Here is a 20,219-nt window from a genome sequence, read left to right as displayed (position 1 = left end):
GCCGCACTTCCTTGCCTACCCGCGCCGCACAGCGCCGAGCATCCCCGTGCACGCCTCGCGGGCCGCACTACCCTGCCTACCCGCGCCGCGCTGCCCTGCCTACCCGCGCCGCGCTGCCCTGCCTACCCGCGCCGTGCTGCTCTGCCCTTCATCAGCCCCGTTCATCACGGCGCGACGTGCGCCCGCGCAATTGGGGACCAGCTTTCACTATCTAAACGAGGCGAAACATACTGAAAGTTGATCCCCAATTGGCGTGTACCTCAGTTTTTGTCGTCGGTGCCGGTGTCGCTGTCGCCCGCGCGCGTCGCAACGCACGAAACCGACGTGCCGGTGTCTTCGGTGACGACGACGCCGTCGATCAGGATGCGACACGTCACCTCGCCGCCGACGCCTGCGTCCGCCGAGACCGTCACGCGGGCATCGCCGCCCTCATCACGCACCTCCATGTCGACGTGCTTGCTGAAGGGCAGGTTGACACCGGCATTCGTTCCTCCGCCGACGCTCCCCGGGCTTCGGTACGAGTACTCAACGTCCGCACTGTGTGCCGTGCCGGTCACCTCAAGGGTGACGCCCACTTCGTGGTGGGGCTCGCCATCGAAGGCCAGCTCTTCCAGGTTTCCGAAGAACGCGAACATATAGATGAACACCATGATCACCGAGGCGATGAACGCCAGCGGCGAAATGATCGTCGCAGCGATTGCCGCGCGCCGGCGCCTGTTCTTCAGGCATAGAGCAATGATGCCGAGCACGATCGCCACGAGAGCCGCGACGGCGGTCACGAAGTTGAGAATGGGAACGAACGCTCCGATAAACGCGGCGATGCCCGTGATGAGTGCGGAGACTCCCAGCTTGTTCGGCAGGCGCTCCCCCGTGTCGGTCGGCGTCGGCTGACCGTTTGACGGTGGCTGCCCATTCGGCGCGGGCTGACCATACGGTGCAGGCTGGCCATATGGTGCAGGCTGGCCGTTCGGCGTCGGCTGACTGTTAGGCGCGGGCTGACCGTTCGGCAAAGGCGGTGACTGACCGTTCGATGGTGACTGCCCATTCGGTGACGGCTGACCTTGAGGAGCAGCCTGGCCATACAGCCTCGGCTGGCCATACGGCAGTGGCTGGCCATTCGGTCCAGGCTGGTCTCCCGGCACGGGCTGGCCGTGTGGTGCCCGCTGGTCTCCCGACACAGGCTGACTATTTGGTGCGGACTGGTCCTCCGACACAGGCTGGCCCTGTGGAGCAGGTTCACCGTTCGGCACGGGCGGCGGCCGCGGATTCATACGTCCATGCTCGCAACCAGCGCGAGTGAGAGGAATGGGCACGCCTCCCCACACCCGCAGCACGACGCCCCATTGGCCCGCGTAGAATCGCGGTACCCGACCGTGCCCCTCAGTGCCTCTCAAGGAGGATGCGTGAGCTCGCCAGCATCCGAGATCCCCGACGACTCGATCATGAACGATGACATGCGCGCCTTCGCGCACCGCATGCGCGTCGAGTTCCCCCGGTTTCTCATGCAGTACCGGTTCGCCGTCGACGAGATGCTCACGAAGGTGTCGATTCTGCGCGAAGAGTTTCTGCACCTGCACCGCTACAACCCCATCGAGCACGTCTCATCACGCGTGAAGTCACCGCAGAGCCTGCTCGAGAAGATGGCCAGGCGCGGGGTCACCCCGGATCTCGACCAGATCCGGTCGCAGATCACCGACATCGCCGGCATCCGAATCACCTGCAGCTTCATCGCCGACACGTATCGCGTGCTCGAGACGCTCACCTCGCAAGACGACGTGCGCGTGCTTGAGATCAAGGACTACATCGCGCACCCCAAACCGACCGGATACAAGAGCCTGCACGCGATTCTCGAGGTTCCCGTTTTCCTCTCGAACGGTGCCGTTCCGGTGATCTGCGAGGTGCAGATTCGCACGATCGCCATGGACTTCTGGGCAAGCCTCGAGCACAAGATTCAGTACAAGTACCAGGGCGAGATTCCCGAACGCCTCGTGCACGAACTGACACAAGCATCGGATGCTGCCGCGCAGCTCGACCGCCAGATGGAACGTCTTTACGCTGAAGTCCACGGCGACGACCCGGCGGACGACGCTCCCGGTGTCGACGACGACATCGTGCGGCGGCTCTGGGACTTGGCGCGCCGCGGCTGACCGGCGCGTCGGCGGTGCGCAGAGATTCGGAAAAAATCGACGACACGCCGTCTTCATGAGCCGCTGAACGGCGTGTTGCCCGAAAGTTCCGAATGTCTGCACCGAGAGCCCCGGCTGTCACGGCCGCGTCGAGCAGAAGTGACGACCGGCCACCACCATATGGTGGGCACCCGTGCGGTGTCAGGAACTGATGTCGGCCAGGTCGATGCGACCGAGGAGCTTTCCCACGATCTGACCGAGGGCGCGAATCTCGTCGTCGCTGAGGTGCGCATCGAGAAGTTCACGGCGCGTGTCGCGCGCGACGTGAAAGCCCGCCCGGGTCGCGGCAGTTCCGGCGGCGGTGAGCGCGAGAAGCGCAACGCGGCGATTCGCAGCATCCGTCTCGCGTGTGACCCAGCCGCGGCGAACAAGGCGATCCGCCAGACGTGTCATGCCGCTCGGGCTCATCGTCAGGCGGGCCGCGGCCTCAGACATCGTCAAGCGGCGATCGACGGCATTGGCCAGGTACCAGAGCAGCTGGAACTCCGCCGATGACATTCCGGCGTGCTCCTGCAGGCGAGCGCTGAGCTCGACGTCGAGTGTCGTGGCAGCCGTCTGCAGGTCCACCCACACGAGGTCACGTTCGCCGTCATCCACTCATTCAGGATAACCGGGAATTGTTCGAGCAACCTTTGCGTTAGCAACTATTGCACAAACAAGCGAATGGAAGGTGTGCAGTATGAGCTCGACAATTCTCGTCAGCGGAGCAACCGGAACCCAGGGCGGCGCGGTCGCCCGAGCACTGCTCAATCACGGCCACAGCGTGCGGGCGATGACCCGCAGGCCCGACGGCGACGCGGCGCGCGCGTTGACTGCGCTCGGGGCCGAGGTCGTCACCGCCGACTTCGATGACGCGGAGAGTCTGCGTGCCGCAGCATCCGGTGTTCATGCTGTTTATGCGATGGGCACTCCGTACGAATCGGATGCTGAGACCGAAGAGCGCCAGGCAAACGCACTTCTCGACGCCGCCGTGGCTGCGGGCGTGGAGTTCGTCGTCTACTCGTCTGTGGCGAGCGCGCTGGACGACTCGAAGGTGCCGCACTTCGACAGCAAGGCCCGTGTGGAGGAACACCTCGGCACGCTGCCCGTGGCGCACACGGTTGTCGCTCCGGCGATGTTCACCGACAACATCCTCGCCCCAAACAACGTGGAATCGCTCGCCGCCGGGCGCTACGCATTCCCGGTTCCCGCCGACGTTCGCGTCCAGCAGGTGACGATCTCCGATCTCGCGGAGTTCACAGCCCTGGTCTTCGACGACCCGCAGCGGTTCGCCGGCCAGCGCATAGAGCTTGCATCGTCTGAAGAAACGGGGGCCGAGGTGGCCGCGGCGCTCACCCGCGTGCTTGGGCGAGAGATCGCGTACAGCGAGATCCCTCTCGAGGCGATCGAGGCGAGCGGCAACGACGACCTTGCCGCCATGATGCGGTTCTTCCGCGAGCGCGGCTACTCGATCGACATCGACGCGCTGCACGCCGCGTACCCCGAGGTCGGATGGCACACGGTGGAGAACTGGGCGCGCGAGCAGAACTGGTAGGCATTCGCCGCTCGAATCGGGGACCAACTTGTGCACCTGGCCGCAGGAGTCGGCGCGGCAAAAGTCGGTCCCCGATCAGTGCCGTCGACACCATTCGATGACCACGCTCGTACCGTGAGCGCAACTCGGCTCGAACCCGGAACCCTCGTCACCGCACCCGCATCGCGAGCCCGAGCCCGAGCCCGAGCCCGAGCCCGAGCACTAACGACGACAAGGGCCGCCGCGCCGAGTGCGCGACGGCCCCATCACGGGATGCTGTTACTCAGCGTCGTGCGATGACGACGGCCCCGAAGACCCGGACGCTCCGGACACCGCGACCGTCTCACCGCGCTTCGCCGCGAGCTGCTCGGCCTCGAGACGCTCGGCCTCCTCGCCCCCGATCGCCTCGCCGCGGGCAACCAGCCCAGCCTGGTCGGAGAGCGGAATCTGCTTCAGCAGAAGCGAAAGCAAGAACGCCACCGCGATGAACGGAAGGATGTACCAGAACACCGGCGCGAGAGCATCCGCGTACGCGCCGACAATGCCGTCACGCACGCCCTGCGGCAGGTCGTTCAGCACCGACGGGTCGATGGTCGCCGAGGCGTTTGCCGCGTCGGAGGCGCTGGCGCCAGCATCCGAAAACACCGTCATCAGGTTGTCGGTCAGCCGCGTGGTGAAGATCGTGCCGAACACGGCTGTTCCCAGCGACGCACCGACCTCGCGGAAGTAGTTGTTCGTACTCGTTGCCGTGCCGACCTGTGCCGCGGGCACCGCGTTCTGCACGACCAGAACGACGACCTGCATGATCAGGCCGAGCCCCACGCCGAACACGAACAAGAACACACAGATCAGCCAGATCGGGGTGGATGCTGACAGCGTGGTGAACGCCAGCATGGCCAGCCCCATCACAATCGTGCCGATGATCGGGTAGATCTTGTACTTTCCGGTCTTCGTGATCGCGAGGCCCGACCAGATCGACGTGCCGATCATGCCGACCATCATGGGGATCAAGAGCAGACCGGATGCTGCCGCCGAGGTGCCCGACGCCATCTGCAGGAATGTCGGGAGGAACCCAATCGCGGCGAACATGCCGATGCCGAGCACCATGCCGATGGCCGACGCGTTGAGGAATATCGGGTTGCGGAACAGGCTGAGCGGAATGATCGGATCTTCGGCGCGTGCCTCGGTGACGACGAAGGCCGTTGCCGCAGCCAGCAAGCCGGCGCCCCAGGCCCAGGTGGCGACGGCACCCCAGCCGAACTCGGCGTCACCGCCGAAGTCGGTGAAGAAGATGAGACACGTCGTCGCGATTGAGAGGAAGACGACGCCGAGAATGTCGATCTTCTTCTCGGCCTTCTTACTGGGCAGCTTGAGCGCGAACAGTGCGATGACGAACGCGGCGATGCCGATGGGGATGTTGATGTAAAAGCCCCACTGCCAGGTGAGGTGGTCGACGAAGTAGCCGCCGAGCAGCGGTCCGGCGACGGCCGAGAGGCCGAAGATCGCGCCGAGCGGGCCCATGTACTTGCCGCGCTCACTTGCCGGAACAATGTCGGCGATGATCGCCTGCGAGAGGATCATGAGGCCTCCGCCGCCGAGTCCCTGCAGGGCACGGCAGACGACGAACACCCAGAAGCTTCCGGCGAAGGCGCAGCCGATGGAGGCGATCGTGAACACCGCGATCGCGATCAGGAACAGATTGCGTCGGCCGAGCACGTCGCCGAACTTGCCGTAAATCGGCATCACGATCGTGGTGGCGAGCAGGTAGGCGGTGATGATCCAGACCTGGTGCTCGACGCCGCCGAGCTCACCGACGATCGTCGGCATCGCGGTCGACACAATCGTCTGGTCGAGGCTGGCCAGCAGCATCCCCGCGATGAGGGCGCCGAAGATCGTCCAGATGCGCCGCTTGGTCAGCAGGAAGGGCGCGGATTCCGTAGTAGTCATTGTTGCCGTTCTGTGTTGATCGGTTCTGAATAGATGAGCTTGGAGGAGGTCACGTCGGTGTCGCTCAGGCGGGCATCGAGGGATCAGGCGAGGTGACGTGCGTCAGGGAACGAGGCGTCGGTCAGGTGAGTACCGTGCCGGCGTCATAGCAGCAGCTCTCGCGCGGCCGCCAGCCTCTGAGTGAAGACCCTTGCGAACAGTCCAATGCTGGGTGGCGTGTTGCCCTGGTCGGCGAAGTAGTCTTCTGCGGCTGCTCGGGTAAAGGCGCCGACGAGGTGCACGAGCGTCGATGCCCGGATGTCACCGGGCGTCAAGCGCTCTCGCTTCTCGACGAGCGCGATATCCCGCTGCTCGTTCGCATGGATCTGCTCGATGATGCGGGTGTGCAGGCGCGGCTCACGGTCGATCGCGGCTTTCAGCGCTCGAAAATCGGATGCTGACGGAGCCATGATCTCCCAGCGGGCGAGGTGTAGCTCGACGAAGTCGTCGACGAGCGTCGACGACAGCCCAGCGGATGCGGTGTCGGCGGCACTGCTCGCGGCAGCTCCTGCGGCCGAAGACACCGCGGGCCCTGCGCCAGAACTTTCGCCCGACCCAGCGGACCCGGCATCGTGGGCTGCCGAGGTGCTGCCCCCTGCCGCGCCCGACCCGCCGGCGAGGAACGTCTGCACCAGGTCGTCCCCACCACGAGGCGCGAGGATGCCGAGGACAGCATCCTCCTTCGACGCGAAGTAGTTGAAGAACGTGCGCCGTGACACTCCCGCTGCCTCGCACAGCTCGTCCACGGTGAAGCCCGTGAACCCATCGCGCGCCGTCCACTCGCGGGCGAGGTCGATGAGTCGCTCGGCCGACTCCAGGCGGCGTCGCTCGCGCAGACCAGTTGCACTTTCTTCCATAAAGTGCATTCTTGCACTTTAACGCTATGAGTGCACTGAGAGTGCTTGTGTAGCCTGTTGCCGTTCTCGACATTCTTGCCACGCTTGCTGCTCGTGCCGCACCTACCGCACTTGCTGCTCTTGCCGCTCCTGCCGCTTCTGCCGCGCTTGCTGCTCTTGCCGCTCCTGCCGCTTCTGCCGCTCTTCCCTGTGGCGTTGCGTACACGGTCGACGGGTGGGTTCCCGCCGAATCGCGGACCAACTTTCACGATGAAATGGCCTGCTTTGATAGTGAAAGTTGGTCCCCAATTGAGGAGGCGCGGCCGAGCGCCACCCGAGCGTGCTGCAGCGCGATGGCTGCGTCAACCCGTCGAGCTCATTCGGGTGCTGACTTCTTCTATGAAGCGCAGTGTTTTGATGGGAAAAGTCAGCACCTGCGTGACGCGAGGCACGCGCACCGACACCTGCGTGAATCAAGACTCGTGCACCGAAGTAGAGCGGCCACGTGAAACGCGTCGCGCCTCATGTACTCGTCCACACGCCCACCCTCCACACACACGCTGTCCACATATCGCACCGTTATCTCTGCGGCCGGAGGAACGCTGTGCTGGACTACCCGAGAACGGAACGTCGCCTGACGGGCGAAAACAAGAAAGGGTATACCGAATGGTAGACTGCCTGCATGGCGACAACGATCAAAGTGTCCGCTGAGCTTCGCGACAGGATCAATGCCGACGCACGGGAGAAGGGCGTGACTGCCGCGAGACTCATCGAAAAGCTTCTTGACGCTCACGAAAGGCGTCAGCGTATGGAGGCGTTCGGACGAGCGACGCGGGGCGCGGAGTCGGAGTACTGGGACGAGTACCGTGAGTGGGATGTTGCACTGAACGATGGATAGGCCCGGCAACTACCTTCGACGAGGCAGCGTCGTGTGGGCCGAGCTCAGTCCTGCCCTGGGCCGAGAGCAGGCAGGGCGACGCCCCGCGCTCGTTGTCGCCAGCGATCTCTTCCTCGAGGTGGCCGACACCCTCGCGATCATCATTCCTGCAAGTACGACGAACCGCGGCTGGCCCAACCACGTGCGGCTTCGCGGCCCGGGTCTCGAACTATCGCAACCCACGTTCGCGCTCACCGAACAGCCTCGATCGGTGACGCGTGACCAACTCGTGGGGGTGGCCGGAGTCGTCGACGCCGCAACAATGCGGGAGGTCGATCGTTGGCTCCGTGATTTCCTGGCGCTCCCTTAGGCAGCCACGCTCTCAGTGCAGAGAACGGGCGGCGGCGCAGTTCAGACAGCCGTCGAAAACGTACCGTGACACAGCGGGCGCGGCGGAAGGAACGTACCGCAAACGCCGCTCGCACTGGCGCAGAGAACCGGCCGGGACACGTTTCGGGCCGCCGTGCAGTGCGCACGACGGCCCGAAAAAGTGAAGCGCGAGAGCTACTTGCCCTCGGGAATCGCGGCGACCGCGTCGATCTCGACAAGAATGTTCGCCAGCTGCGAGCCCACCGTCGTGCGCACGGGGAACGGCTCGGCGAAGAACTCCTTGTACGCCTCGTTGAACTCGGCGAAGTCAGCCAGATCGGCCAAGTGGACAGTGGTCTTCACGCAGTCGTTCAGCGTGAGACCGCGCTCGGCGAGCGCCGACTGCACGTTGCGCAGCACCTGTCGCGTCTGGTCGCCCACGTTCTCGGCGACGGCATTGCCGTTGGCGGCATCCTGTGGCCCGAATCCGGCCGTGTACACGAACCCGTTCGCCTCGACCGCCTGGCTGTAGGGGCCGGCAGGCTGCGGTGCGTTCGTGGTGTGGAATGCCTTCTTTGTCATAAAGAGTTCCTCTTTCTCTTGCTGATGGTCAATGGGCGCTTGATCGTCCGCGGGTTCCTAGTTCTCGACCAGTTCGTGCAGGCGCCCGGCGTTCTCGACGTCCGGCCGGATCTTTGCGTATGCCGTCGCGATGACACCGGCAAGTGCAATCACCGTCGCGTACACGATAACCGGCCAGATGTGCCCGGCCCAGGCGAAGAGTGCCGCGCAGATCAGCGGGGCGAACCCGCCGCCGAGCGTGTTCGAGAACTGGTAGCCGACGTTGACGCCGGTGGTACGCGCCTCGACGTCGAACATCTCGGTGAGCAGCGTCTGCAGGGTTCCCTGCATTGCAACACCGGGAATCACGAAGCCGACGACCATGCCGAGCCAGATCAGGATGGCCGTGCCGCCGCTGAAGAGCGCGAACGCCGGGTAGATCAGCACGGCGAAGCCGATGCACGCGAGGATGTAGAAGCGGCGACGCCCGATCTTGTCAGACACGTGGCCCCACACGGGCGCCATCACGATCTGCAGGAAGCCCACGATCATGGTGCCGATGAAGCCCACTTCGGGGTCAACCGAATGCTGGCTCACCATGTACGAGAGACCGTAGGTGAGCACAATGTAGCCGGCGATGCTCTGCGGCAGGCCGATAAAGATACCGAGGATCAGGTTCTTCGGGTGGCGAATCGCCTCCATGAGCGGGTTCTTGCGCTTGATGCCCTCGACCTCGATGGTCTTCGTGTACGACTTGAACTCATCAGACTCTTCGAGCTTGCTGCGCAGGATCACCGCGGCAATGGTGAGCAGCGCGGCGAAGAGGAACGGGATGCGCCAACCCCAGCTCATGAAGAAGGAGTCATCGCCCGCGCCGAGAACGGCCATGAGCCCGGCCGAGAACACGTTTGCGACGCCCGCACCGGTGATGAGCAACGCGCCGAACAAGCCGCGGCGACCCGTGGGAGCGTACTCGACGACGATCGTGGCTGCGGGGCCCATCTCACCACCGACGAACAGCCCCTGGCACATGCGCAGGAGCACGAGAAGAATCGGCGCGAGAAGTCCGATCGTTCCGGCGGAGGGAATGAGGCCCATCAGCGTCGTACAGACGCCCATGCCGATTACGGTGATCATCAGCGAGCGTTTGCGACCGAACCGGTCTCCGACATAGCCGAAGACGATGCCGCCGAGAGGTCGAAGCAGGAAGCCCACGGCGAATGTTGCGAACGACTGAAGCGTACCCATCACCGGGTCGTCCCCGGGGAAGAACACGTGAGGGAAGACCACGGCTGCACCCAAACCGAACAGGTAGTAGTCGTAGTACTCCATCATCGTGCCGATTGCACCGCCGGCGACGGTACGGCGATCCTTGGGCGGGATCGCCCTCCAGCCGCGTGCGGGCCGCGTCGTTGAGCTGGCCATCAGAGCCTCCTTACTCTTTGTCTTGCTTTCTTCTCTGACCGGCCGCATTTTGCCGGTCCAACGTCTGGGTGAATCCGTGAAAACCGCGGCCCTTCGGGCTTTGTGCCGTGTGTGCAGTAGGCTTGTCACGTAGACAAAGAGTTAAGTTAGCATCGATTCGAACAGTCTGTCTACTACTTAGACGAATTGTTCGATGAGGAGGAGAATCGGATGCCGTCAGACATCGCCGTCGCGCTGCAGCACGAGACGCCGGACGAACGCGTCTATGACACGGTCGATGAGATCTGCGCCGTCTACCGCCCCGTCATGCATGCCATGGCCGCCGCCGGCGGCCCGGGATGCGAAGTTGTGTTGCACGATCTCTCTGCCGATAATCCGGATCTCGAGCACACGATCATCGCCATCGAGAACGGCCACGTGACCGGCCGCACAGTGGGCGGGCCGTCGACGAGCCTCGGGGCAGGCGTCATCCACAACCAGGGCGCCGACCACGACGCGTTTGGCTACCGCGGCTTCACCAGCGATGGTCGCGAGCTGCGGTGCTCGTCCATCTACTTCCGCAATCGGGCAGGCAAGATCATGGCCGCGCTGTGCATTAACGTGGACGTCAGTGCGCTGCAGCAAGCGCGGTCACTGCTTGACAGCATGCTGCCTCAGACAGCATCCACTGCCCCCGATGCACCGAGCGAGTTCTTCGGCCAGGATCTGGTCGCCGTGATGGACGCCATGGTGACCGACGCGATTCAGGCGATCGGCAAGCCCGTGGCGCAGATGACGCGCGACGACCGCATCGCCATCGTGCGAACGCTCGACCAGCAGGGCGCCCTGCAGATGCGCAAAGGAATGGAGCACATCGCCTCTCGCCTCGGCATCTCACGCGTCACCGCCTACTCGTACCTCGACGAGGCTCGAGCCGAGCAGTAGCCCCCGGCGGTCCACATCTGTGACCGCCGGGAGAACTCCTGCCCACTCCATCGGGCTGCGGAGCCCGTCGTGAGGTGCTGTGTCACCCGTTCGACGCCGCCTCTCCAGTGGTGATCGACCGCCTCACCAGGGCAACACACCGTTCTCGTCGCTCAAGGTCCCCGTGGGGCCGCCCCGCTCGAGCGTCGCCCACTGCACGACGACCCGTCCGGTCTCTTCGACGGCGCGGCCGATTCCGAAGTCCGCGGTCATATCTGTCGCCGTCGTGCCCGGTTCAATCGCGTTGAATGTGATCTCTGGATACGCCTTCGCATACTGCAGCGTCATCATCGTGGCCGCCGCCTTCGTTGCCGCGTAGGTGGACAGCGGTAGCGAAAACTCCGGCCGCTCGGGGTTGTTCGCCGCCCAGAAGGATCCCGCACTGCTCGAGATCGTGACGACGTTGGGGTTCTGTGAGCGACGCAGCAGAGGAAGCGCCGCCTCGGTCACACGCACGATCCCCACCACGTTGGTGTTAAAGGCGCGCAGGACAGCAGGCCCGTCGAGGCTCGTGTCCAGAACTCCGGCGTTGTTCACCAGAACATCCAGCCGGCCTTCTGCCGCCTCAATAGACGCAAGCGCGCTCGCGGTTGACGCATCGTCAGTCACATCGAGCTGCACAAACCGGGCCCCGATCTCGGCAGCGGCACGTTCGCCTCGCTCGACGTTGCGAGCCCCGATGTAGACGGTGTAGTCGAGCTCGCGTAGCTGCTTGGCGGTCTCGAATCCGATGCCCTTGTTGGCGCCTGTAATCAGCACAACAGTCATAGTGTCGTTCCTTTGCGAAATTATCTGTTCAGTGTGGTCGTTCATCACAGTAGGGACGGCGACGAGAGCTGCCCAGTACCCCCGTGAGACGTGGGAATGGCAGGGCCCCTCTCGTCGTCGGCACGATGTCAGGAGAAATGTATGAACGGCGAGTCACAGAAGGCACTCGGAGCGTTTCTGCGGGCACGACGCGAACTCGTGACGCCCGAGCAGGTCGGCATTCCCAAGTGGGGCGGGCGACGGGTGCCAGGGCTACGGCGCGAAGAAGTCGCTCTGCTTGCGGGCATCAGCGCCGACTATTACCTGCGCCTCGAACGCGGCCGCGACCGGAATCCATCTGCGCAGGTGCTGCACTCCATCGCTCGCGTGCTGCAGCTTGACGACGAGCACATCGCCCACCTGTTCAGCCTCGTCGCTGATGCCCCGCGGCAACAGCTCCCGCCCGCCGAGACGCCGCCCTCCGGTGCGCTGAAGCTGCTGGGCGCGCTGACGCAGCCAGCGTTCATCGAAAACCGCTCCTTTGACGTTCTCGCGTCCAACCCGCTGATGCGCGTGGTGGACCCGCGCCTCACCGTGGGCCGCAACCAGCTGCGCGATCTGTTCCTCGATCCGGCCAGCCAGGCGCTGTACCCAGAGTGGGAGAACGTCACGGAGTGCCTCGTCTCCAACCTGCGGCAGGCGGTCGGCCGGGAGGTCGACGACCCGCATGTGGCCGCGCTCACAACGAAGCTCAGCGACTCCAGCTCGCGATTCCGCCAGCTCTGGGCACGACACGAGGTGCGCGGGCAGTCAAGCAGCACGCTCCTGCTCAATCATCCGCAGGTGGGCGACCTCTCCCTCAACCGCGAGCGACTGAGCATCAATGGCGCGCCCGGCCTGATGCTCGTGGTGTTCCACCCGGATGCTGCGTCACGCAGCGCTGAGAAAATGTCACGGCTCTCCTCCACCAGCATCCCCGCGACGCCAACCGTGCGAGAAGTCGCAGACTCGCACCGCTCCCCCGTGCGCTCCTGACTCTGCACTCGAATCAGCGATATGCCGCGAGCCGGCGGGCACGGTTATGTGCACGGCGCCTTCGCACGAGTATCGACGCTCCGCGGTGGCCGTGGGGAAGCTCCCGCCGAGAACGGGGCCAGATTCAGAGCCCACCGGGAACCCGGCGATGCGATAGTCGTGTCGCAGCCGGGAACCGAGCCGCGGCCAGCCGGGCCCCACGGCCGCCCGGCGCGGGCGGGAACTTACGGACGCTCGGGGCCGACCGGCCACCGCAGCGAGGCGACGACGCCATCGGCATCGCCGATCTCATCAGCATCCACGACCCGCACCTTCGCATCGGTGAGCACGGCCGCCCTCATGATCGCCGCCGTCGCGACGATCTCTTCGAGCACCGCTGCTCCGGCAGCATCCTCGGGCGCCGTTGCCACCCACGGCTCGGCATCGAGCGCCAACAGGGAGTGCTGCAGCAGCGCCTTGTGGTCGACGAACACGTACTCCGCCTGCCCCTGCGCGAGTGCGTGCACGACGTCGCCGATTCCCGCTGCCTGCAGCTTGCCGTTGTCGGCGGCCGCCGCATCCAGAATCGACCTATTGCGCCGGCGACGCGCGGCGTCAAGCTGCACCTCGAGCGCGTGACGCACGCGATCCTCTGACGCCCCCTCGGTATTGACCTCGCCAGGAATGACGTGCAGCAGATGCGTGGCCTGGTCGCTCAGCTGACCGCTCAACAGCTGCACCGCGCGAACATCGCCCGAGACGAAGATCACACGCGGGTGGTGTTCGGCGATGAGCGACGAGATCTGCTCGGCCACCTTGCTCTGCGTGAGCTTCCAGGTCTCTTCGCTGTGGCGCTGCAGATTGGCTTCCGACGTGCGCCCGTCGCTGACCTTATTAATGTACGGGGAGTCGGACTCGATGTGCCGGGTCACAATCGGTGCACGGTCGCCCTCGGCGTAGACCTCGATATCTCCGCCACCGCGCCACACTTTGACCGTGAAGAACAGCTCGTCGTCGGGTATCTGCAGCCGCAGCGGGGTCACATCGACGACAGTGCCGTACCGCACGCACTCATCGCTCTGCATCTCACCGCCCATAACCGTATGGAACCGCAGCTCGCCGTCCTGCGCGATGGCGAAGCGCACGGACGGGTCGGCGACTCCTGTGGGGTCAGACATGACATCGATGATCGCCTCGATGTCAGCATCCGGTGCCCCGGCCGCGCCCAACCCGTCTCTCACATGCGTGCGCCTGGCCACGGCCATGCCTTCGGGGTCGCTCGTTCCCGCCGTCGAGTCGATGAAGACCATCGACTTCGGTGTGGTGTCGCGCAACAGCTGGGCAAGGAGTTCTTTGTCGAGGGGCATGATCACTCTCTCTTTCTCGCAGGGTGGCTACGACCTACTCGCAAATGCAGAAATCAGCACAGCAAGGAGTCCGATAAGCGCGATGAGACCAAACAATGCGGCCATAGTTCGCAGTCGTGCGACGCGGTGCCCGACGGCGAACCGAACAACGATCATCGCGAGATACAACAGCACGATGAGCACGGCGCCGACGAGCGGAGCCGGGTTGCCGATGGGGATCAGCGGAATGAGCACAGCGACGCAGATGACGGTGAACAGGGCACCGACGATGAGCCAGATGGCACCCGATGAGGTGCGAAGCGCTGGCTGGTTCACCATCTTCGTCGGATCGTCGTCGACGTTGTCGCGTCGACGGTCCTCCGCGTTCTGTGCCGCCCCCATAGGGGCACCATAACCCGGTCTGGCACGTGGGGAAAGAGGCGAGTCAGTCAGCACCCAGGTGGTGAGGCTGCGCCGTGTAGAACGCGGTCGCGTCAGTCGGCCCGAACGATGTCGCCCGAGCCTGAGATATCCGTCTCGACATTCGCGGATCCCGAGTAGCGGATCGTGCCGCTGCCCTCCACGCGCGCCGAGAGAGTCTTCGTCGCGTGGACGGCGATGTCGCCCGACCCTTCGATGATCGCCTCGGCGTTCTGGGCGTCGACCTGAGTCGCATCAATGTCACCTGCCCCCTCGATCGAGAGCTTCTGATTGTGCGCCGCGCCCGCGAGATCGATATCGCCCGAGCCCTCGATCGTCGCGGTGAGCTTCTCTGCGTCGAGGCCTTCCGCCGCGATGCCGCCGCTTCCCTCGATGAGTACGTCGACTGTCGGGGCATCCACCGCGGTCGCCGAGAGGCTGCCCGAGCCGCTGATGGTCAGCTCGACAGCATCCTGGCCTGAGAAATCGGCACTCAGATCGCCCGACCCCGAGATCTCGGCCGCGGCGAGCTCTGGCACGGTGAGCTCGTAGCTGATCGGCCCGCTGGCGCCGAGCTGCGCGGGGAAGCCTGCGTTCGACCCCAGCACGAGGATGCCGTCACGCACCTCACTCGTGAGCGTGTCGATGATCTTCTCGCCCGCCGTGATCGTGAGCGAGACATCGTCGCCGCGCGTGACGGTGACATCGCCCGAGGTCTCGAGGTTGACCGCTGTGACGCCGCTGATGTCGCGCGTCTGGGTCGTGGGCTCACCCGGATCGAACAGGGAGCACCCCGTGAGCGCGCCTCCGATCAGAATCAAGGATGCTGTCGCCGCGATCGTGCGGATCCGCATATCGTGTTTCGCCTTTCGTCGCGGGGTTCGGCTCGGTGCCGCCCCTCGTCACGTGCTGTGTTCTCCTGCTGCGCTGACGTGCTCACGTCACACGATCGGTTCACGTGCTCTGTTCACGTGCTTCTTTCGTGTGCTCTGATCAGAGTAGGCAACGGCAGGCTGAAGTGACAGCTACCTGCGAGTGATCTTCGGCGTGGGGGCAGCGACCCTGGTATGAGTTCTGCCTCGGATGGCACTGTGGCACCGCGCTCGTGCGTCACGACGCTGTGCGGCACAACGACGCAAGCTGCGGACAACTTCGGGGCGCACACCATGGCACCATGTCCGCAAGTGCACACATTGCGCGCCGCAGAGTGCGCACGCGCGGCGAGCGCGGCAGCCCCTGACACAGCGCGCCGCGCCACGATGCACGCTGGCGCAGCAAGCGCGCGGGGCGGCCACTCAGCCGAGAAGCTCTGCGACCCGCGCGACAGCCGGAACGTCGGCCGGAGCCCAGTCGAGACGCGCAAGATCGGATGCTGCGAGCCACCGCAGCTCGGAGTGCTCCGTCGCGACCGGTTCACCGTCGGTGATCGCGCACAGGAACGTCGCCAACTCGACTGTCACGGCGTCGTACGCGTGGACGGTAGTCTGCACGTGCTCGCCGACACGGATGCCGCACCGCAGTTCTTCCCGAATCTCACGCTGCAACGCAGCATCCGGTGTCTCGCCCCGCTCGATCTTGCCGCCCGGAAACTCCCACGCGCCCGCCTGCGCCGATTGCCCGCCCCGCTTGGCCGCCAGCACAAGCCCATCGCGCACGATCACGGCACCCACCACGGCGATCTGGGTCACGAGACACCCTCCCCGCCATCGGGGTTGCGCACGGTGCTGGTCATCGCCCACACGAACAGCACGACGGCGATCGGGATCAGCACGATGCCGATGATCCACGCGAGGTCGGCCAGATAGTCGACGTCACTCAGAACGCGAAACGCGTTGAGCAGCGACTCGCCAAAGCCGTCTCCATGCTTCTCGTTGACCCCGTAGATGATCAGCACGATGGCGAGAGTGGATGCTGACAGGCCGAGCGTCGTCCGGATGAGCCCCGCCCTGTTGCCCTGGGCGTGCTCTTCGCCGAGGTCGAGGTCGGTGCTGCGCATGGTGTATCGGGCGTGCAGAATCGCGACGAGGGGAAAGGTGATGATGAGGAACGTCATCAACCCGATGAAGGCACCGACGCCGTATCCGCCGAACAGCGTCCACACCCCGGCAAGGGCGCCGGAGCCGTCGCCCCAGTAGTAGTGGAAGTCGTTGTGCGCGGCCGCCGCCTCATCGATGATGCGCTGAGCCGTCGGCAGCCCCGTGACCACAGCGGTCTCGACGGCGCTCGCCACAGCCACAGGAAGCGGGAGCACGAGGCAGCGCACAAGCAGGCGGATGTGAAGCGCATGCGGGCTCGGCCGCCACGCCGCCTCGACGCACGCCCACGCCGCAATAACGCTCGGCGCCACGATGGCGAATGATCCGGTGACGCGGTCACCTCCGGCATCGGTGAGGCTGTCGATCGTGCCGAAGGTCGCCGCCGTGATTGCCACGATCCCCAGGACCACCGTGACAATCGAAGTCTCGGCTCTGACGAGCGTCCAGAACGGGGATCGTGTGGAACCCGCTTCGCTGCTCATCGTGCCCCGCCGTTCGCCTACCGCTCTCTCTGCCCGAGAGTAGCAGCGCACCAGCTTCACGCCGCCCCGGTGAACGGCAGGCAACAACATGACCAACAGTTCTGAGCGATTCCGCGCCCGCTGTTCCCCTTTACCTACGCCCTTGGTAACGTTTTCATGACTGCGGGTGCAACGACGTGCTCGCGGTTTTTCATTGACCTTTCGGAGGACATACGTGCAAGCGAGAGTGGCAACCCTCGGCGTCGCAACGGCCATCGGAATCGGACTGCTCGCACCCGCGACACCGGCCATGGCGGATGCGGGGATATCGGCGTTCGACGCCGTCGATCAATTCATCGGCACCGGTTTCGACAAAGAGGACGGCGGCAAAGGCAACGACGCATACGGCAACACCTTCCCCGGTGCGACAGTTCCGTTCGGCATGGTGCAGTCGAGCCCGACGACGTACGACACAGAGACCGAAGAGAACTTCGGCGGCTACGAGTACAGCGCAGACGAGATCCGCGGATTCGGCATGACCCGCCTGTCGGGCACCGGCTGCCGCGGCAGGTTCGGCGGATTCGACTTTCCGATCATGCCGTACGCCCAGGGAGAGGCAAGCGAGACGGCACCGGCCGCCTCCCCGCGGGACGACATCACGGACTTCTACCTCCCGTTCGACCACGCCAACGAAGACTCCGACCCGGGCTGGTACTCCGTCGAGCTCGACAACGGCGTCGGCGTCGAGCTGACCTCGACGACTCGCACGGCCGTCAGCAGCTTCACCTTCCCCGACGACACCCAGTCGACGCTGCTCATCGACGCGGCGGGAAGCAACAACGACGTCTCGGATGCTGGAATCACGATCGACCCCGCCACGAGCACGGTCACCGCGAACGTCACAGCGAAGATCGTCTGCGCGCAGGGGCCGTCATACACAGCGTTCATGTCGGCCAGCTTCGACGCGGACTTCGTCGACTTCGGCACGTGGGACGCCGACGGCCTGCACGACGGCGCGACCACAGCATCCTCGTCGACGACGAAACACGGCTCCGGCGCGTGGCTGAGCTTCGAGCCGGGCAGCACCGTGACAGCATCCATCGGCCTGAGCTTCGTGAGCGTCGACGGTGCCGCTGCCAATGCCGCGAACGAGGTGGGGGATGCCGACTTCGCGACGATCCGCGAGCGCGCGGCCGACAGTTGGCGCGACGCCCTCGGCACGATCGACATCACGGGTGGCACAGACGAGCACCGGACCGAGTTCTACACGGCGCTCTACCACTCGCTGCTGCACCCGAATGTGTTCGAGGATGCTGACGGGCGGTACACCGGTTACGACGGCGCCGTGCACCAGGTGGATGATGGTCGGCACTTCTACGTCAATTTCTCAAGCTGGGACACCTACCGCAGCCAAGCTCAGCTGATCGCGCTGACGCACCCCGATGTCGCCAGCGACATCAACCAGTCGATCGTCGACATGGTGGAGCAGACGGGCGTGTGGACGAGCTGGCCGAGCTATAACCAGACGCAGACGAAGATGACGGGCGATTCGCTGCAGGTGGTGATGGCGTCGACGGATGCTTTCGGAAGCACCGACTACGACCGAGACGCCGCCATCGAGTCGATGATCGCGTCGCAGTCCCTGCCGATGAGCACGTCGAATCGCAGCGACGGAGCACAGTACGCGAGCCTCGGCTGGATCGAGAGCACGAAGAACGGTGCGGCAACATCGCGCGTTCTCGAGTACGCTGTCGACGATTTCGCCATCGCGCAGCTGGCACAGCGACTCGGCTACGACGACGCCTACGATGCATTCTCGGTGCGGTCACAGAGTTGGCGCAACCTGGTAAACCCCGAGACTCAGGTGATCGACGCTCGCGACAGACACGGGTTCACCAACACCCCCCTCAACACGCAGGGCGACCAATTCGAGCAGTCGACGGGCAAGCAGTACGGCTGGTCGGTGCCGTTCAACATGGCAGCGCTCGTCGACGCACGCGGAGGAGTGGATGCTGGACGGGCAGCGCTCGATGAGGTGCTCACTGAGCTCGACGCAGGGGCATTCAGCGAGTACGCCTACATGAGCAACCAGCCGAGCTTCGGACTGCCCTGGGTGTACAACTGGCTGCAAGACCCCGCGGCGACGACCGACACGCTTTACCGAGCACACGACATCATGTACGACGCGACGCCGTACGGGCTCCCGGGCAATGACGACCTCGGGTCGCTGAGCTCCTGGTATGTCTGGTCGAATCTCGGCATCATGCCCGCGATCTACGGCACAGCAAACCTCGTCGTCTCGGCACCGATGTTCGACTACATCACGATTGCCAGCATCAACGGTGACCGCACCATCGAGATCGCGGCTCCCGGTGTCAGCGACGGCGCGAGATACACGACGGGCCTCGCTGTCGACGGCGCCGCTCAGTCGGCATCCTGGATTCCTGAAGAATTCACGCAGAACGGCGGATCACTGGAGTTCACAATGTCGGCGACGCCCGGCGACTGGGGAACGGGCGAGGATGACGTTCCGCCGTCGTACGACCACGGTTCGAACGCGCGCAACGCCACAGGCATCACCTCGGACGGCAACGGAGCGTATGGGTCGCTCGACATGACGGAGCACTCGCTGTCGCGCGAGAAGCTCGCGGCTGAGGGGTTGGCCGGGGGCGAGACCGTCACCGTCGACGATGTTGACTTCACGTGGCCGGACACCGCCGATGGGCAGCCGGATCACTGGATTCCACACGGCCAGCGCATCGAGGTCGAGCCGCAGCGCGGCACCGGGATCTCGTTCCTGGGGCTCGCGACGAACGGGCCGAGCGAGAGCACGGCGACGGTTGTCTATGAGGACGGCTCGACGCAAGATGTCGCCATGCAGCTCTCGGACTGGGCAGCCTCATCACCTCAGTTCGGCAACACACCGGTGGCGAGAACGAGCGGACGCAACCTGGCGAACGGCAGTGCGGACACGACGCAGACCGCGGTGTTCGCTACGGAGGTTCAGGCGATTGACCCGGAGAAGACGGTGACGGCGATCGTGCTGCCGCCCGCCGACTATGACGGCATCGCCCACGTCTTCGATGTGGCTCTGCAGAACGCCGAGTCGGCGGATACGGACCCCACGGACCCGCCGACGGATCCCACGGATCCTCCGACTGACCCCGAGAACCCGGGCGATGACAGCGGGGACTCCGGGGATTCGGGCAGCAGCGACGATGCCTCGAGCGACACAGGCTCTGGTGCTCTGCCCTGGACGGGCGCCGATATCGGTGCCGCGCTGGCTATCGCGCTCGCGGTGATCGCGCTGGGCGCCGGGCTGATGGTGCTGCGACGTCGCATCGGAGCGCGTCGCTGACCGTTGACGGGGTGACGCGGGGCCGGGCTGCTGCTCGGCCCCGCGTCGTCTCGAATGGCACCGGCGACCCCACGGTGAATCGGCATCGTGTCGACGTGAGGCGACACATCCCGACCGGCCG

Annotated in this window: 19 protein-coding genes; 7 read left to right on the top strand and 12 right to left on the bottom strand. The window is 65.0% G+C overall.

Going from position 1 to position 20,219, the window contains the following annotated elements:
- Positions 1-260: 260 nt before the first annotated feature.
- Positions 261-1,010 carry a VIT1/CCC1 transporter family protein gene (locus OK352_RS04580; RefSeq protein WP_265140211.1) on the bottom strand — a complete coding sequence of 250 codons (750 nt, stop codon included), beginning with the start codon at positions 1,008-1,010 and terminating at the stop codon, positions 261-263.
- A gap of 432 nt (positions 1,011-1,442) precedes the next feature.
- On the opposite strand from OK352_RS04580, the gene OK352_RS04575 reads away from it, so the two are divergent.
- On the top strand, positions 1,443-2,147 hold the full coding sequence (locus OK352_RS04575) for a GTP pyrophosphokinase (RefSeq protein ID WP_265140286.1): 705 nt from the start codon (positions 1,443-1,445) through the stop codon (positions 2,145-2,147).
- A gap of 180 nt (positions 2,148-2,327) precedes the next feature.
- Here OK352_RS04575 and OK352_RS04570 read toward each other — a convergent pair whose 3' ends face one another.
- The gene (locus OK352_RS04570; protein ID WP_265140210.1) at positions 2,328-2,783 is read right to left on the bottom strand and encodes a MarR family winged helix-turn-helix transcriptional regulator; all 456 of its coding nucleotides are present in this window, start codon (positions 2,781-2,783) and stop codon (positions 2,328-2,330) included.
- A gap of 82 nt (positions 2,784-2,865) precedes the next feature.
- On the opposite strand from OK352_RS04570, the gene OK352_RS04565 reads away from it, so the two are divergent.
- Complete coding sequence (locus tag OK352_RS04565) at positions 2,866-3,720, top strand: NmrA/HSCARG family protein (protein ID WP_265140209.1); 855 nt, start codon at positions 2,866-2,868, stop codon at positions 3,718-3,720.
- A gap of 258 nt (positions 3,721-3,978) precedes the next feature.
- Here the strand turns inward: OK352_RS04565 and OK352_RS04560 are convergent, their stop codons facing one another.
- Together OK352_RS04560 and OK352_RS04555 are read right to left on the bottom strand one after the other, a co-directional pair.
- Positions 3,979-5,646, bottom strand: coding sequence for an MDR family MFS transporter (locus tag OK352_RS04560; protein WP_265140208.1), 1,668 nt, complete (start codon positions 5,644-5,646; stop codon positions 3,979-3,981).
- 143 nt (positions 5,647-5,789) lie between these two features.
- A complete protein-coding gene (locus OK352_RS04555; protein WP_265140206.1) occupies positions 5,790-6,542 on the bottom strand; it encodes a TetR/AcrR family transcriptional regulator in 753 nt (250 codons plus the stop codon).
- Between the two features lie 661 nt (positions 6,543-7,203).
- Here OK352_RS04555 and OK352_RS04550 point away from each other — a divergent pair.
- Positions 7,204-7,419 (top strand): ribbon-helix-helix protein, encoded by a 216-nt coding sequence (locus OK352_RS04550; protein ID WP_265140204.1) that lies wholly within the window; start codon positions 7,204-7,206, stop codon positions 7,417-7,419.
- Complete coding sequence (locus OK352_RS04545; RefSeq protein ID WP_265140203.1) at positions 7,412-7,768, top strand: type II toxin-antitoxin system PemK/MazF family toxin; 357 nt, start codon at positions 7,412-7,414, stop codon at positions 7,766-7,768. Before OK352_RS04550 ends, OK352_RS04545 begins: the two co-directional genes overlap by 8 nt.
- A gap of 194 nt (positions 7,769-7,962) precedes the next feature.
- Here the strand turns inward: OK352_RS04545 and OK352_RS04540 are convergent, their stop codons facing one another.
- Together OK352_RS04540 and OK352_RS04535 are read right to left on the bottom strand one after the other, a co-directional pair.
- Positions 7,963-8,349 carry a RidA family protein gene (locus OK352_RS04540; RefSeq protein ID WP_265140201.1) on the bottom strand — a complete coding sequence of 129 codons (387 nt, stop codon included), beginning with the start codon at positions 8,347-8,349 and terminating at the stop codon, positions 7,963-7,965.
- A gap of 57 nt (positions 8,350-8,406) precedes the next feature.
- Positions 8,407-9,753, bottom strand: coding sequence for an MFS transporter (locus tag OK352_RS04535; RefSeq protein WP_265140200.1), 1,347 nt, complete (start codon positions 9,751-9,753; stop codon positions 8,407-8,409).
- Positions 9,754-9,963: 210 nt separating this feature from the next.
- On the opposite strand from OK352_RS04535, the gene OK352_RS04530 reads away from it, so the two are divergent.
- Positions 9,964-10,677, top strand: coding sequence for a helix-turn-helix transcriptional regulator (locus tag OK352_RS04530; protein ID WP_265140198.1), 714 nt, complete (start codon positions 9,964-9,966; stop codon positions 10,675-10,677).
- Positions 10,678-10,800: 123 nt separating this feature from the next.
- On the opposite strand, the gene OK352_RS04525 is transcribed toward OK352_RS04530, so the two are convergent.
- A complete protein-coding gene (locus OK352_RS04525; RefSeq protein WP_265140197.1) occupies positions 10,801-11,484 on the bottom strand; it encodes an SDR family NAD(P)-dependent oxidoreductase in 684 nt (227 codons plus the stop codon).
- Between the two features lie 141 nt (positions 11,485-11,625).
- On the opposite strand from OK352_RS04525, the gene OK352_RS04520 reads away from it, so the two are divergent.
- Positions 11,626-12,498, top strand: coding sequence for a helix-turn-helix transcriptional regulator (locus OK352_RS04520; RefSeq protein WP_265140195.1), 873 nt, complete (start codon positions 11,626-11,628; stop codon positions 12,496-12,498).
- A 224-nt stretch (positions 12,499-12,722) separates the two neighbouring features.
- Here OK352_RS04520 and OK352_RS04515 read toward each other — a convergent pair whose 3' ends face one another.
- The 5 genes from OK352_RS04515 to OK352_RS04495 form a co-directional block, all read right to left on the bottom strand.
- Positions 12,723-13,844: a baeRF2 domain-containing protein gene (locus OK352_RS04515; protein ID WP_265140194.1), complete on the bottom strand. Its 1,122-nt coding sequence runs from the start codon at positions 13,842-13,844 to the stop codon at positions 12,723-12,725.
- A 27-nt stretch (positions 13,845-13,871) separates the two neighbouring features.
- Positions 13,872-14,225: a hypothetical protein gene (locus OK352_RS04510; RefSeq protein ID WP_265140193.1), complete on the bottom strand. Its 354-nt coding sequence runs from the start codon at positions 14,223-14,225 to the stop codon at positions 13,872-13,874.
- Positions 14,226-14,317: 92 nt separating this feature from the next.
- A complete protein-coding gene (locus OK352_RS04505) occupies positions 14,318-15,097 on the bottom strand; it encodes a head GIN domain-containing protein (protein ID WP_265140192.1) in 780 nt (259 codons plus the stop codon).
- 441 nt (positions 15,098-15,538) lie between these two features.
- A complete protein-coding gene (locus OK352_RS04500) occupies positions 15,539-15,931 on the bottom strand; it encodes a (deoxy)nucleoside triphosphate pyrophosphohydrolase (RefSeq protein ID WP_265140191.1) in 393 nt (130 codons plus the stop codon).
- Positions 15,928-16,761, bottom strand: coding sequence for a hypothetical protein (locus OK352_RS04495; protein WP_265140190.1), 834 nt, complete (start codon positions 16,759-16,761; stop codon positions 15,928-15,930). Before OK352_RS04495 ends, OK352_RS04500 begins: the two co-directional genes overlap by 4 nt.
- Before the next feature lie 214 nt (positions 16,762-16,975).
- Here OK352_RS04495 and OK352_RS04490 point away from each other — a divergent pair, with 214 nt between their 5' ends.
- Positions 16,976-20,098, top strand: coding sequence for a GH92 family glycosyl hydrolase (locus OK352_RS04490; RefSeq protein WP_265140189.1), 3,123 nt, complete (start codon positions 16,976-16,978; stop codon positions 20,096-20,098).
- Positions 20,099-20,219 lie beyond the last annotated feature (121 nt).

Origin of the sequence: Microbacterium sp. MPKO10, from assembly GCF_026107415.2 — a bacterium.
GTDB lineage: Bacteria > Actinomycetota > Actinomycetes > Actinomycetales > Microbacteriaceae > Paramicrobacterium.
Note: the sequence above shows the minus strand (reverse complement) of the source record. Positions and strands in the feature narration are given on the sequence as shown.

What these genes read in the sequence shown, in the direction of transcription:
- OK352_RS04575 (WP_265140286.1), top strand. Translation starts at nt 1,443, where the DNA reads ATGAACGATGACATGCGCGCCTTCGCGCACCGCATGCGCGTCGAGTTC.
- OK352_RS04565 (WP_265140209.1), top strand. Translation starts at nt 2,866, where the DNA reads ATGAGCTCGACAATTCTCGTCAGCGGAGCAACCGGAACCCAGGGCGGC.
- OK352_RS04560 (WP_265140208.1), bottom strand. Translation starts at nt 5,646, where the DNA reads ATGACTACTACGGAATCCGCGCCCTTCCTGCTGACCAAGCGGCGCATC.
- OK352_RS04555 (WP_265140206.1), bottom strand. Translation starts at nt 6,542, where the DNA reads ATGGAAGAAAGTGCAACTGGTCTGCGCGAGCGACGCCGCCTGGAGTCG.
- OK352_RS04550 (WP_265140204.1), top strand. Translation starts at nt 7,204, where the DNA reads ATGGCGACAACGATCAAAGTGTCCGCTGAGCTTCGCGACAGGATCAAT.
- OK352_RS04545 (WP_265140203.1), top strand. Translation starts at nt 7,412, where the DNA reads ATGGATAGGCCCGGCAACTACCTTCGACGAGGCAGCGTCGTGTGGGCC.
- OK352_RS04540 (WP_265140201.1), bottom strand. Translation starts at nt 8,349, where the DNA reads ATGACAAAGAAGGCATTCCACACCACGAACGCACCGCAGCCTGCCGGC.
- OK352_RS04535 (WP_265140200.1), bottom strand. Translation starts at nt 9,753, where the DNA reads ATGGCCAGCTCAACGACGCGGCCCGCACGCGGCTGGAGGGCGATCCCG.
- OK352_RS04530 (WP_265140198.1), top strand. Translation starts at nt 9,964, where the DNA reads ATGCCGTCAGACATCGCCGTCGCGCTGCAGCACGAGACGCCGGACGAA.
- OK352_RS04525 (WP_265140197.1), bottom strand. Translation starts at nt 11,484, where the DNA reads ATGACTGTTGTGCTGATTACAGGCGCCAACAAGGGCATCGGATTCGAG.
- OK352_RS04520 (WP_265140195.1), top strand. Translation starts at nt 11,626, where the DNA reads ATGAACGGCGAGTCACAGAAGGCACTCGGAGCGTTTCTGCGGGCACGA.
- OK352_RS04515 (WP_265140194.1), bottom strand. Translation starts at nt 13,844, where the DNA reads ATGCCCCTCGACAAAGAACTCCTTGCCCAGCTGTTGCGCGACACCACA.
- OK352_RS04510 (WP_265140193.1), bottom strand. Translation starts at nt 14,225, where the DNA reads ATGGGGGCGGCACAGAACGCGGAGGACCGTCGACGCGACAACGTCGAC.
- OK352_RS04505 (WP_265140192.1), bottom strand. Translation starts at nt 15,097, where the DNA reads ATGCGGATCCGCACGATCGCGGCGACAGCATCCTTGATTCTGATCGGA.
- OK352_RS04495 (WP_265140190.1), bottom strand. Translation starts at nt 16,761, where the DNA reads ATGAGCAGCGAAGCGGGTTCCACACGATCCCCGTTCTGGACGCTCGTC.